5 protein-coding genes, 1 tRNA gene and 1 CRISPR repeat array (1 of these 7 cut by a window edge) are annotated in these 14,301 nt (G+C 58.1%); of the genes, 3 read left to right on the top strand and 3 right to left on the bottom strand.

All coding sequences use genetic code 11. The features are described from left to right. The first annotated feature begins 292 nt into the window (after positions 1-292). Positions 293-3,961 (top strand): S-layer homology domain-containing protein, encoded by a 3,669-nt coding sequence (locus tag I6I94_RS11375; RefSeq protein ID WP_236588895.1) that lies wholly within the window; start codon positions 293-295, stop codon positions 3,959-3,961. 497 nt (positions 3,962-4,458) lie between these two features. Further along, positions 4,459-6,237 (top strand): S-layer homology domain-containing protein, encoded by a 1,779-nt coding sequence (locus tag I6I94_RS01775; RefSeq protein WP_128087698.1) that lies wholly within the window; start codon positions 4,459-4,461, stop codon positions 6,235-6,237. Between the two features lie 168 nt (positions 6,238-6,405). Here the strand turns inward: I6I94_RS01775 and I6I94_RS01780 are convergent, their stop codons facing one another. Next, a complete protein-coding gene (locus I6I94_RS01780; RefSeq protein ID WP_128087697.1) occupies positions 6,406-7,302 on the bottom strand; it encodes a Nif3-like dinuclear metal center hexameric protein in 897 nt (298 codons plus the stop codon). A 102-nt stretch (positions 7,303-7,404) separates the two neighbouring features. Between I6I94_RS01780 and msrA the strand changes: the two genes are divergently transcribed. Next, positions 7,405-7,926 carry a peptide-methionine (S)-S-oxide reductase MsrA gene (msrA, locus tag I6I94_RS01785; RefSeq protein ID WP_023134692.1) on the top strand — a complete coding sequence of 174 codons (522 nt, stop codon included), beginning with the start codon at positions 7,405-7,407 and terminating at the stop codon, positions 7,924-7,926. A 64-nt stretch (positions 7,927-7,990) separates the two neighbouring features. Here the strand turns inward: msrA and I6I94_RS01790 are convergent. Next, positions 7,991-8,063: transfer RNA gene (locus tag I6I94_RS01790), tRNA-Glu, on the bottom strand. A 269-nt stretch (positions 8,064-8,332) separates the two neighbouring features. Continuing rightward, positions 8,333-10,474, bottom strand: a complete 2,142-nt coding sequence (locus I6I94_RS01795; RefSeq protein WP_201620816.1) for a YncE family protein — start codon at positions 10,472-10,474, stop codon at positions 8,333-8,335. A 602-nt stretch (positions 10,475-11,076) separates the two neighbouring features. Further along, positions 11,077-14,301: a CRISPR direct-repeat array (repeat unit 29 nt; unit sequence GGGCTCATCCCCACGTATGCGGGGAACAC) (it continues 2,419 nt past the right edge of the window).

The following is a 14,301-nucleotide window of genomic DNA, read 5'->3' on the forward strand; positions in this document are numbered from 1 at the left end:
GGTGGCTGGTGTGTAAATACCGGGTGTGTCAACAACCTGACTTTTACACCCACGCCACCCCGCAGCGGGTAACTATTACATGCAGAAAACATAAATATTAAATTGAATCTGCAATATCCAGGAATATATTCCTAACTTCACTAGAGTAATAGTTGAATTTTATTTCAAGCGCACTATAAGTGATGTGCATAATATTCATAAATATTAGCTGTTTTTGTCTTTTAACATCCCCGCATTTTGGTACCTTAAATATGTTCTAGCAACAATGTACCGTTAAGCATTGGATACACACATGTCTACCTTTTACTCCCGCAAGGGGTTGAAGAAGGGTATCTGCGCAATCGCTCTTGTAAGCTCTGTCGCTATGCCTCTCACACCCGTCCTTGCAACCCCCGTTCAGCCAGCTGCCCGGTTAGCACCCACTGATCAAAACACTAAGACCGCCGCAGATTACAATCTTTTTAATAAGAACGTTATTACTAAGACCATTGATAGCTCACCTGCACAGAGTGCGCGAGTTGGTAAATATATTATTCACCTCGCTGCCGCCTCTGCTTTGGGCAAAGAGGCTTCAACCTACACCATTATTAACCCCGAAACCATGCAGACGGTATCAACCGGGCAGCTGCAGGCTGGGGGCGGCGCGCATTTTGCTGCTAATTCCGAGACGGGTGAAATCCTAATCGCTGCCACAGACACCAACCAGCTGGAACGGTACACCGTTACTGAGGACGGGCAGCTAAGCCCCGCCCAACCGGTTGCCGGCTTCAACTTTGACCCCGCAGAGGAAACCCTGGCAACGGGGTACAACAAGTTCACCCACTCCTGGGGTGTGCTTACCTCTAAAAACTACATTACGGTTGATTCCTCAGGACAGGTCAGCAGCATGCCGCTGCCCGACCCGAAAACCCTAGATCCGGCTTTGGCCAATGCGCCCGATACCGATACCTCGGAGTATTACGGCACCCAATACACGCATACGGCGAACGTGCTTGCCCCGCTGCCCGACGGGTCATTTGTGTATGACTCGGGAACGACTATCTCAAATGAGCAGGGGGAGGTACAGCGCGGTTATCTGCTCCATTTCAGCAAAGATGCGGTGAAGGTTTTTGACGATGGCACAGCTATTGCTGAGCGCGTCTCATACGGCCGCGTAACCACCACCGACGACGGTCGCGTATACCGTTGGAGCTACCTGCATAATTCCTCATACCAGGTTCTCTCATACACCGACGGGCAGTTTACTGTGCTCAATGGCAAAACCTCGATTCACGCGAAGGGCCTGGAGAGCATTGGTGAGCTATTTACGGTGGGCGATAAGCTTGGCGTTCTGGATTCCGTGAATAACCGCATCGTTATCCTCGATAAGGATATGAACGTTGAGCGAAGCATCAGTCTGACCGGTGTGAGCGTTAAAAACACAAACCGCGGCTCACTCAATGCTGTGGCACTGCCCAATGGGGATATTGTTTTCCCGAGCACTGCTGAGGATCCGCAAGAGTTCACCACCGTGGTACAGATGAACCGCCTGGTGAGCGCTCAGCCGGAACAGCAGCCCGCCCCCGAACCTGAAAAACAGGCGAACCCTCAGATCACTTTAAGCACCGATAAGATTAAATCGGATGAGGGCGCCTCGGTGACCGTTTCGGGTACCGGCTTCTACGGTGAGCAGGCGCAGCACGGTGTGTACGTATACCTGGTGCGTAAGGATGCATTCCCCGCTCACAGTGCTGATGAGCGTGACCCCGCTGTGGCTGCAGTCGCCTTCGTGAAGGGTGCAGATATTCAGGATGGTGCGTTTACCGCTGTTCTTAATGTCCCCGGGAACACACTCGACCCCGCCGCAGAGTACGTGGTAGCAACCGGTGCGACGGGTGCGGCACAGGATGATGGTGCCGCCCTGAAAGCGGGGCTTTTACAGGCATCAGCCCCCGTGAAGGTAACCGAGCCGCAAAAGCAGGCAGACCCGAAGATCACTCTCTCTGCCACCGAGCTTAAGGTGGACGCAGAATCGAATGAGGTGCTGGTGAACGGCACCGGGTTCCACGGCCAAGGCGCGGCTAAGGGCGTGAGCGTTGGCGTGTACGAGGCTGATGAGCAGGGCCAGCCTACCGGTAATCCGGTTGGTAATGAGGCCCTGGTGCATGCGAACGATCTGCACGATGGAGGCTTTGCCGCCTCTGTCACCGTGCCCGGCTCGCTGTTGGATGCGTCGAAAAAGTATGTGGTGGCCGCAAAAGCTGAGAATGAGGGTGTGAAACTGGTGGCGCTTTCCCCGGTGACTGTCAAGCCCGCGCAGCCGGTGGCTGATCCAAAGCTGAGCATTGACAAGAGTGAGCTTGACCCCACTCAGGATAATGCTGTGACCGTTTCGGGTTCCGGCTATGTGGGTGCTGCCGCCCAGAACGGCGTGTATGTTGCCGTGGTGGAGGCTGAGAAATGGCAGGAAGGCAACACCCCGGATACGCATTCTGTTGCTGCGATGACTCGTATTGCAGCTGAGGATGTGCACGATGGGCAGTTCCGTGCGACCCTCAACATTGCCGCAGGTGCATTGGATGCTTCGAAGAAGTACCTGATTGTTTCTTTCGCGTCGCCGGAGCTCAACAAGAGCGACCGTTCATTGGACACTACAGCCGAGATTACGCTCAAGGTGCCCGAGTCGCCTAAACCAAGTCCAACGCCTGAGCCCAGCCCAACCCCTACTCCGGAGCAGCCTAAGCCGAGCCCAAGCCCGACGCCGGCTCCTACCCCGGAACCCTCTCCCAAGGCCCCTGAGCCTTCGCCGAGTCCAACACCCTCACCGGAAAAGCCGACTCCGCAGCCTACTCCTACTCCGGAGCAGCCTAAGCCGAGCCCAAGCCCAACGCCGGCTCCTACCCCGGAACCCTCTCCCAAGGCCCCCGAGCCTTCACCGAGTCCAACGCCTACGCCGGAGCAACCCAAGCCAAGCCCGACACCTACGCCGGAAAAGCCCAAACCGGACCCGACACCCACCCCGGAGCAACCCAAGCCGAGTCCAACGCCCTCACCGGAAAAGCCGACTCCGCAGCCAACTCCCACTCCGGAACAGCCTAAGCCGAGTCCAAAACCTACGCCGGAAAAGCCCAAACCGGACCCGACACCCACCCCGGAGCAACCCAAGCCGAGTCCAACGCCCTCACCGGAAAAGCCGACTCCGCAGCCTACTCCCACTCCGGAACAGCCTAAGCCGAGTCCAAAACCTACGCCCGAAAAGCCCAAACCGGACCCGACACCCACCCCGGAGCAACCCAAGCCGAGTCCAACGCCTACGCCCGAAAAGCCTAAACCGGACCCGACACCTACCCCGGAACAGCCTAAGCCAAGCCCTAAGCCCACACCGGAAAAGCCAAAACCGCAGCCTCCGGCGCCTGAGCCGCCCAAACCAGCTCAGCGGTTTAAGGATGTGCACCCCACGGATCAGTTCTACACTGAGATTGAGTGGCTTGCTTCCACGGGGATCACCACCGGCTGGCCTGATAATACCTATCGCCCGCAGAATAATATTGAGCGCGGTGCAATGGCGGCGTTCTTCTACCGTATGGCGGGCAGCCCCCGTGTGATGATGCCGTACCGGTCTCCGTTTAAGGATGTGGATGCCTCGTACCCGTTCTATAAGGAAATCGTGTGGATGTACCAGCAGGGTATTACTACCGGTTACCCGGACGGTACGTTCCGCCCGAATGATTCGGTCAGCCGTGAGGCCATGGCGGCGTTCTTCTACCGTCAGGCGAGGGACTACCGGTTCTACGCTCCGCGGCACACGTCATTTGTTGATGTGAACGGGGATAACCTGTTCTACACCGAGATCAGCTGGCTGGCCGATCGCGGTATTAGCCGCGGCTGGGACGACCGTACTTACCGCCCGGGCCAGGCCATTACCCGTGACGCAATGGCGGCCTTCCTGTACCGTTACCACCGTATTTACGGTAAGAAGTAATCAACGGTTCAGGCTTTTGAGTCTCCCCCGTGACGCACAGTCATCATCTCCTCTGATTGTGCGGCGCGGGGGTTCTTTTCTGCGCTGTATTAATGCATCGTGATTGTGCGCCGTGTTTTCTGGGGCGTCTGCGGATTCAACATTTTCTCCTCTGTGTCCCACTCCCCTGTTTGCACACCAATAATGTGGCCCATGGGGCATGTGTAGGGGGTCATAGGTCTTTGACTGTGCTGCACGATACTAAGACCACCCCAGATACTTTACGCATGAAACATATATATACAGAGAATTAAAGCATATAAACATACATATCTATTTTTAATGACACTAAAGTGCGAATAAGCCATTTAATGAATATTAATCTATGAATAGTTTTTCTACACCTTTACTTTACAGTTAATGCTTTTCGGGGTAATTTTGCGGTTTTCCTCGACTCCCACTAGGCGTTTTGCTACCGTGAAGGTATCGATAAATTACTTTACGAGTGGAGTAATCTGATGGGTAATTCATTCTCACCGCACAACCTGCCCAAGCGCGCATGCGCTCTGACTCTTGCCGGGGCTCTTGCTCTGCCGCTCGGTGCCGCCCTAGCACCGGCAGCATTAGCAGCCGAAACTCCGGCCGCCGCACAAGTCACTGGGCAGCCCGCAGCCAGCGGCCCCAAGCTGACCGTCGATACCCCAAACCTTGACCTGATTGAGGGCGGAACCATTACGGTGCGCGGCACCGGGTTCACCGAGCAGCACCGTGAACAGGACGGTTCGCTCGCCATTGCATTCGGCCCGCGGTCCATGTTTGTTGAAGGGTCGCGGCAGAAGATGCAGCGCGTTCCGAACCTTTACACTACTGTAATTCCGAAAGACAAGATTAACGCTGACGGTTCCTTCGAAATTCAGCTCAACGTCCCCGGCAATGCTATAGACCCGGCGAAAGGCCCGTACAGCATTGGCACCTTTAAGCTGGATGTGGACTCCGAGTATTTTTACGGCACCATGACGGGTGTGAGCGTTCCGCTCAATACCGTCACGGGTGAGGTGCAGCGCCTGTCCATTCGCAATAACCAGCTGAATCCTGTGGATAAACAGGCCAGCCTGACAGTTGAGGGGCTGAACTTCTCAAATATTCCCGCAGGTTCAACCTCGTACGCGCAGATCGTTGAGGTGGACGCGAACGGGAAGCCTCAGGGTGAGCCTCTCGCTTCCAAAGACATTACCTTTGCCGCGCAGGACGGTAAAAACACCAGCAGTTTTACGTCCACCCTGGAGTACTCGGGGTTCAAGGTTGATGCTTCGAAGCGTTACGCCTACATTGTGTACAACCGGCATAACGGCCAGGTGAATGAGATTGCGCGGGCAAATCTGCCGGTGAAGGATGCCCAGCCAAGGGTCAAGTACAACGGCGAGACGATCAATACCACCAAGTCATACAACCGAGTATCGGTGTGGGCCACAAATTTCCGGTTAGATGAGGGCGATTCCTTCGAGCTGGTGCTTCGTGAAAAGGGTACCGGCACCGTGGTGAAGCGGGTGGAGCAGGATTTGCAGACTGCAATGTTCGGTGATGGTTCAGGCGCTATTGTGGCAATGGGAGTCAACGGGTCGCAGGTAAGTGCATCTAAGCAGTACGAAGTTACCGTGTCGGTGAAGTCGCAGGATCCGTCCCGCGCGATTAGCCGCACCATTGATGTTCCTGCGGTTACCTCACAGCAGGAGGTTCGGAAGCAGAAGTCCCGGTTTGTTGATATGGAGTCCTCGCAACGCTACTACCAGAGCGCCACGTGGGCGGTGGATCAGAATGTGCTGGAAGCCCGTGATGGCCGTTTCTCCCCGTCAGAGCGTGTAACGCGCGGACAGCTGGTGGAGGCGCTGTACCGTATGGCTGGCTCCCCTGATATACAGCTCCCAGCCCAGTCACCCTACCGCGATATTTCCACCAGCAACCCGCGGTATAAGGCGATTGTGTGGGCTCGTCAGCAGAATATTGGTAATGATTATGGGGACGGCTCATTCCACGCGGATGATAGCGTGAACCGGCAGACCCTTGTCTCGTTCATGTATCGCGCCGCCGGTAAGCCGAACGTGACCCTCCCGAAGTATTCACCGTTCACCGATGTGCGCGCTGGCAGCAACATTTACTACCGCGACATGGTGTGGGCGCAGCAGAAGGGCGTGGTGCTTGATGCACAGTCTAAGGAGTTCAACCCGCGCGCTCAGGTGAGCCGTGCTGAGGCCGCTCAGTTCCTGTACCAGTACGCGAATGCTACGAGGACGCGATAGCACCGACTGTTCTCTGCCTGCAGAGGTAGTCAGCTAAAGGTGGAAGGCCCCGGGACCCGTGGTGGGTTTCCCGGGGCCTTCCCGTTTCTAGACGCCGCACATTTTATACCCCGCAAACCGCCGCAATGTGGGTTTGTGTGGGCTGAGGTGTTTGGGCTTTACGGCGAATTACCGGGTGGATGCTGAGCCCGCCGCGCTGCCGGTGGGTACGGTGAAGTCCCACGGGTCGGTGTTCAGTGATGAGACGGTGAAGGTAATGCTGTGGCCACGTTCGGCCAGTAGCGCCTGCAGCCTCTCACCGGCGCGCTGCAGCCAGAGCGATTCGCTGGCCGCGTGGGAGCAGTCAATCAGCGCGCACCCGGTGCCGCGCACGAGTTCTTGTTCACGGAATTCGCTGGCGGGGTGGTGCCGCAAGTCGGCGGTAATGTACACATCTGCCCCAACGGAACGTACCGCCTCGAACAGGGAATCGCCCGCCCCGCCGCACAGTGCCACACGGCTAACGCGCTGCTCTGGGCGCCCGGCGATACGCAGCCCACCAGCGGTTGCCGGTAGCGCATCCGCTAAGCGTTCGGAGAGGGCACGCAGGGTGAGCGGTTCAGACAGTGTGCCCACGCGCCCGGTTCCGACGAGGTGTTCCTCTCCCCCAAGTTCTTGGGTTTGAGATTCGGCCAGTGCGGTGCGGTCGGTGAGGTGCAGGGCGTCGCAGAGTGCCTCGTTCACGCCCGCAATGGCGGCATCGGCGTTAGTGTGCGCCCCGAGCAGGCCGCATTGTCCTTCGATGAGGGTGTGCAGCACGTGCCCTTTATAGTCTGTGTCGGGGATGAACTGCGCCCCGCGCAGCAGCAGCGGGTGGTGGGTGATGAGCAGCCCCGCGCCGTGTTCTACGGCTTCGTCAGCTGTGGCGGCGAGGGCATCAACGGCGAAGTGCACGTGCCTCACGGGGGCGGCGGTGCGCCCGCAGACCAGCCCGGATGCGTCCCACCCGGCGGCCAGCTGCGGCGGGTAGAGGTCGTGGAAGGCGGCAACAACCTGCGCTAGGTTTGGTGTGGTGGTTTCAGTCATGTCTCTATTGTGGCATGAGCACCCGGCGGGGAATATTCGGAAGGTGCGGGGCGTTTAACGGGGTGTCAGGTGAGACAGTGGTTTTCGTGAAGGAGCGGGACGATGCGTAGTTTTGTGGTTGGCGGCGGCTGTTTTTGGTGTATTGATGCGGTGTTCCGCCAGTTTAAGGGTGTGAGCGCGAGCGTGTGCGGCTACGCTGGCGGCACCGTGCCGAACCCGGATTACCGGTCGGTGTGCTCGGGGGCGACGGGGCATCACGAGGTGGTGCGCGTTGATTTTGATGAGAACGTGATCGGTGAGGACGCGGTGCTGGATATTTTCTTCGCCTCTCACGACCCCACAAGCTGGGATCGCCAGGGGGCAGATACCGGGTCGCAGTACCGTTCGGTGCTGCTGTATGCCGACGAGCAGCAGCGGAAGGTTTTTGAGGCGGCGAAGGTGCGGGCGCAGGCTCTTTTCGATGCTCAGGTGGTGACGGAAATAAAGCCTCTTGAGACGTTCTGGGAGGCGGAAGACTACCACCAGGACTACTACGCGCTGAACCCGTACCAGGGGTACTGCTCTGTGGTGATCAGCCCGAAGGTTGCGGCGGCCCGCCGTAAGTACGCGCATCTTCTGAAGTAGCTTTGGCACTGTGGCAATAGAAAATCCCCGGCTTTTGAGAGCCGGGGATTCTTTAGTCTTAGCGTGACCCCAACCGGATTTGAACCGGTGTTGCCGCCGTGAGAGGGCGGAGTACTAGGCCGCTATACGATGGGGCCGTGAGAATTTCTTCTCGTTGTGTGCCGTGGGTGTTTCGGCAACAGATATAACTATACAGTTCGGGTACCCCACCACCAAATCAGCTATCAGTGTTTTACGACACGTCCACAGGGTGGTGTTTGGGGTGGCTCTCGCCGGGGTTTCCTGCCCGTTCAGGCACCGTACTGCGGCGGTTTTACGCATCACCCACCAGGGAAGGGCACCCCTGTTTTACGGGGTGCCCCTGCGGTTTTTCACGCAGCCTGCCGGTTAGCACACCAGGTGGCGGCTAGGATTTACTGCGGCGGCGTACAACCAGCACCACCGCACCGGTCACGATAGCCAAAGCGCCCATACCCGCCAGCATGATCACGCCGTTCGCGCCGGTATTCGCCAGGCTGCGGGATGTGGAGCCGCGGGTCCCCTGGGGTGCGGAGTCACCGCCGGGGTGGTTACCGTTAGCAACGGTCACGGATACGCTTTCCTGAGTGGCCTCGGGCTTCGCCTCACCGGTGGTGCCTCCCGTTGCTGAGGGTTGCGCAGATGCCGACTCGGTGGGGGCGGGGGTGGGTGAAGGCGCGGTCACAGCCGCAGCTTCGGTGGGCTGTGCCGGGGTGCTCCCGCCGCCCTGGTTCTGCTCAGTTTTCGGGCCGGACACGCTAGAGCTGGTCTGCCCGTCCTTGGTGATTTCAAACATTGCGGAGTAGTCCAGGCTGCGGTCAGTCACCGACAAGTCGTGCGCAGCAATGGTGCCGACCGTGTACTTCTTACCGTATTCTAGGGTGTTCGCGAGGATGGGCAGGTCAATCTCAAACGAGCCGTCCTTCAGCTGCTCGGGGCGCACCCACACGGCGTTCTTTGACAGGTTCATGGCCTGCTCACGGTCAATGCTCTGCCCGGGTTTCCAGGTCCCCTCAGGGACGAGGAACACGTACACGCCCTTCGCAGCGCCCTCCCCCACGTAGCCGCTGCCTTTAATGTGGAGCTTATAGTCTGCGGTGATGTCGATCTTCCCGTCGGGGAACTCAATCACCGGGCTGGCGTAGCTTACGGTGCGGGTGGCCTCGGTGGGGTACCCCTGAAATTCGCGCTGCTGCGGGGTGATCTGAACGGCCGCCTCATCCCCTGCTTTCACCTCAGCCTTGAACTTCATAATGGAGTTCGGGTGAATCTCTGACTCGGCGGCGGGGATCTCGCTGCCGTCCTTGTCTTTCTTCGCCTTCGAGGTGGTCTTATCTGAGGTTTTCACCTCACCGGTGGCACCGTTCAGCACGTACGGCACACGGGCTGTGCCGGGCAGATCCTGCTTGTCTACAGCCACGATCGAGCCGTTATTGAGCATGGTCAAATCATTAGCTTTCGCACCGTTCATGGCGACCTCACCAATGACTTTGCTGGTGGCACCGTCAATCACACCAACTTTGCCGGTGCCGAAATCACTCACATACACCAGGTCGCGCTCTTCATCGTGCTCCATGGCCAGGGCCTGGGTGCCGAAAGCAATCGTTTTCTTGTACTCGCCGGTGGTGAAGTCATACACGGTCACCCCCGAATTAACACCGTTCACGCCCTGGGAAGAAACATAGATTTCGTTCAAAGACTTATCGATGGCAACATCAGAAGGGCGAACCTCAGTGCCCTCAGTATCTGCGTGAACATCAATGGTGCGCACAGTTTTGAGGGTGTTCGTGTCTACCACGAACAGTTTGCCGCTGGTGCGCTCCGGCACATACAGCAGGTGATCCTGAGAATCGATGTGCATGTTCATGCCCACATACCGCACCCCGCCGTCAGGGGCCCCCGCAAGCTGCAGCTTCTGAACCTGCTTAGTTTTCAAGTCAATAGCCGAGACATAGAACCGGCCCGACACGAACGCCTTCCCTGAGGCGTGGTCAACGCGCACCTCACGCGGGTGCTCAATCCAGTTCGCGTCGTTCTTATCAAGCCCGTGGTTAGTCCACACAAGCTTCATCGTGGCCTGGTCGTACACCGAAATGGAGTTATCGCGGGTGTTCGTAACCCACACGGTTCCCTCAACATCATCAACTTCCACCCCGTAGGCGGCCGCAAAATTGTAGCCTCTCTCGCCCTTAATGATGGGCAGTTCGGCCACGGCCTCAACCTTCAACGAGTCAGCATCAAGGCGGGCGAGAGTAGAGACATGCATGTCCCCGTCAGCGGTTCCCGCCACCCACAGCTTATGGTTCTTCTTAGAATACGAGACCTGGAACTGGCCCGGTAGGCCCTGCGTGATCTTAGCTTTAGTTGCCGCCGCATCTAAGGTGCGAGACGTGGCAGCAGGTGCGTTCTGCGATTCTGGTGCGCTAGGGGCAGCGAACGATGCGGGAACAGCAACCCCAGAAACACTCAGGGCCAAGGCCCCAGCCACGAAAGACTTTGTAACCTTGCCGGAAGCGAGAGTCAGGTTCATTGGTTTCCTTTCGAAACAAAAAACGCGCCGCGCACCACCGGGAAGACCACTCTTAACCGGAAGAAACAGGGCACGCATCCAAAAGCATCCTCAATAATGCTCTACCCATAATTTTTAGCGAACTCCCAGGGTTTTACAAACCGAATACCGAAAATACACAAAAAATTACTTTTATCCCCGCAACCCATGAAAAAACAGTAGACGCGAAGCTGACGGTTAGAAAACACAGCAAAAGAAAATTAAATAAAAGAAAGCGGCCAACCCACCCAAAAAAATTTCGGGCAGGCAAGCCGTTTTCTAGCAGACCCTACGGGTGCAGGGAACGATCAGGAGCCTTCTCTATTAACTGTAGAGTATAGACCCCCCTCCCCGCAGGTGCACAGCACATGCTGAGGGCGGAATCTGCAAAATATTTTAATAAAACCAGTGAGGTAAGGAATAGAAAAATACGAGGAGCTACATCATACCCAGCCAGCAGTCGCTCGGACTGTCTATATGTGGGGAACGCAAAAACCGCAGGGTACATACCCTAGTAAACGTCGGTTCATCTCCACATATTGTGGGAAAAACGATTATTTCCGTGCGGTTGCGACTGTTCTGCGGAGCCCATCCCCACGTGTGTGGGGACCACTCGCCGCCCTCCGCACGGTCTTGAAATCGCCGGGCTCATCCCCACGTATGCGGGGAACACCTCTGTACGGTCGGAATGGTCCGTGGGGATTATTCCTCATCCCCACGTATGCGGGGAACACCTAATAGCAACCTTCGCAGTGTTCGCATGCCAGGGCTCATCCCCACGTATGCGGGGAACACTTTCCCCGCCGCGCTGCAGGTTCCCCACCAAAGGGTTCATCCCCACGTATGCGGGGAACACACCTACAGGCCCCTGCGGATTGCGATGCTCTGGGGCTCATCCCCACGTATGCGGGGAACACATGGTGAACAACATCGTTGGCTCCAAAGGCTCGGGCTCATCCCCACGTATGCGGGGAACACATGGTAAGCCTGTGCCACTGAGTGGCAGAGTGGGGCTCATCCCCACGTATGCGGGGAACACGATACGGCGCCTGCGATTTTCACCATCGCGTCGGGCTCATCCCCACGTATGCGGGGAACACATCATGCCTGTGACATTCTTGCCCTGCTGGCCGGGCTCATCCCCACGTATGCGGGGAACACTTCTGCTGGGAACTACATAAGCGCGGCATCGCGGGCTCATCCCCACGTATGCGGGGAACACTTCTCCGGCTTAAGATCCCTGTAGCAGATGCCGGGCTCATCCCCACGTATGCGGGGAACACAACATGAGTAAGAATCTTGAGCTGCTACGTCAGGGCTCATCCCCACGTATGCGGGGAACACGGTACGGTGAAGAAGGACGCGAAGCCGGGCGAGGGCTCATCCCCACGTATGCGGGGAACACACGGTCGCGGGCCTGGATGTAGTCGTCTCGCTGGGCTCATCCCCACGTATGCGGGGAACACGAGGCCGCTATGAACCAGAGCTTCGGGAACTCGGGCTCATCCCCACGTATGCGGGGAACACCAGAGGGTGAGGGCCAGGAAGATGATGTCGAGGGGCTCATCCCCACGTATGCGGGGAACACAGAGAGCGCCACAACCCGAACCCTACCCGTCAGGGCTCATCCCCACGTATGCGGGGAACACGGTTTTCGCTGAATCGCGTGCTAGGTTTTGGAGGGCTCATCCCCACGTATGCGGGGAACACGGAAGGAGCGCGTGTATGAGTGGGAAAGTATCGGGCTCATCCCCACGTATGCGGGGAACACGCCGTAGAACGGCGAGCGTGCCTAGCTGGGGAGGGCTCATCCCCACGTATGCGGGGAACACAACCAGGTGCATGTCGCGGGCGGCACTATCGGGGGCTCATCCCCACGTATGCGGGGAACACCGCCTGGTCGCCTTTCTGCACCCACGGCATGAGGGCTCATCCCCACGTATGCGGGGAACACACCCACTTAATGCGAGCGAGCGCATTCTCATGGGGCTCATCCCCACGTATGCGGGGAACACTCTTCGGTGTCGAAATCGTCGAAGCCGTTGAAGGGCTCATCCCCACGTATGCGGGGAACACCCCGTGTGGGGCTTGGTGAAATCTGATGCGTGGGGCTCATCCCCACGTATGCGGGGAACACATCCCGATTGATTCGAGGTCGAGGGTGGTGCTGGGCTCATCCCCACGTATGCGGGGAACACACGCAAACGAACAACCGCTGATCATCTGTTCTGGGCTCATCCCCACGTATGCGGGGAACACCAGCCGGTGATAATAGTGCCGTCGGCCCCGCCGGGCTCATCCCCACGTATGCGGGGAACACGGGATTACACAGGTAAATTCCCCGGTGCCATCGGGCTCATCCCCACGTATGCGGGGAACACTACACGATAACCGTTTCGCTGCCGCTGCCCCGGGGCTCATCCCCACGTATGCGGGGAACACACTTACCAGCTTCCACCACAAAGTGGGCGCTAGGGCTCATCCCCACGTATGCGGGGAACACGGCCTGCGGGTTTTTTATGACGTCATTACAGATGACTCATCCCCACGTATGCGGGGAACACGGCCGCACTATAACCTTGGGCGGTTATTTCGAGGGCTCATCCCCACGTATGCGGGGAACACTCATCGGTGAGTTCCCAGTCGGCGATAAGTTTGGGCTCATCCCCACGTATGCGGGGAACACCTGCGCGTGAAGAAGAACTCCAGAATCTCGCAGGGCTCATCCCCACGTATGCGGGGAACACGGGGATACCAGGATGGTGCCCGGACGGAAGCCGGGCTCATCCCCACGTATGCGGGGAACACCCATAATGTAGATAATGTGCTGTCTGTGCTATGGGCTCATCCCCACGTATGCGGGGAACACTTGCCCAGCCCCAGTGCCTCGCTAGATGATTGGGGCTCATCCCCACGTATGCGGGGAACACGCTGTACGACTTTCTGGGATTTGGCGGGGGTGGGGCTCATCCCCACGTATGCGGGGAACACGCACTGCGGCATAGGTGCTGAGTCGGTTATGTGGGCTCATCCCCACGTATGCGGGGAACACTCTTCGATTTTGCGTAGTACAGGCCCGAGCGTGGGCTCATCCCCACGTATGCGGGGAACACGTCCCCACGGGCGAAGGCATACCGTTCCCGACGGGCTCATCCCCACGTATGCGGGGAACACGCCGCGGCGCTTATAACACCCGCACCGCCGCCGGGCTCATCCCCACGTATGCGGGGAACACCGCGAAAGCGCTCGCACCGTACCGGCACGGGCAGGGCTCATCCCCACGTATGCGGGGAACACACCGGTGAGAACGGCGAGATTGAGATTCACCCGGGCTCATCCCCACGTATGCGGGGAACACTCGTATGGGGTGCCGCACCGGCTGCAGGTTTTGGGCTCATCCCCACGTATGCGGGGAACACAACAGCCTTGTCACACTCGACCGGTACGAACAGGGCTCATCCCCACGTATGCGGGGAACACATGCCCCACACTAGAACCTCCCGGGTGCCTTCGGGCTCATCCCCACGTATGCGGGGAACACACTACCCTCATGGAGGTTTCTAGGGCACCGAAGGGCTCATCCCCACGTATGCGGGGAACACCACTTATCTTGCTTAACTCCCAGCCGTAGGCGGGGCTCATCCCCACGTATGCGGGGAACACTGAATATTAGCCTGGAAAGCCGGGATATAGTAGGGCTCATCCCCACGTATGCGGGGAACACACAACCGTATCACGCCAGCGCATCACACCGCCGGGCTCATCCCCACGTATGCGGGGAACACTTCGCACGCCGAAGGGGGCGACGA

It is taken from the genome of Rothia aeria, from assembly GCF_016726365.1.
GTDB classification, from domain to species: domain Bacteria; phylum Actinomycetota; class Actinomycetes; order Actinomycetales; family Micrococcaceae; genus Rothia; species Rothia aeria.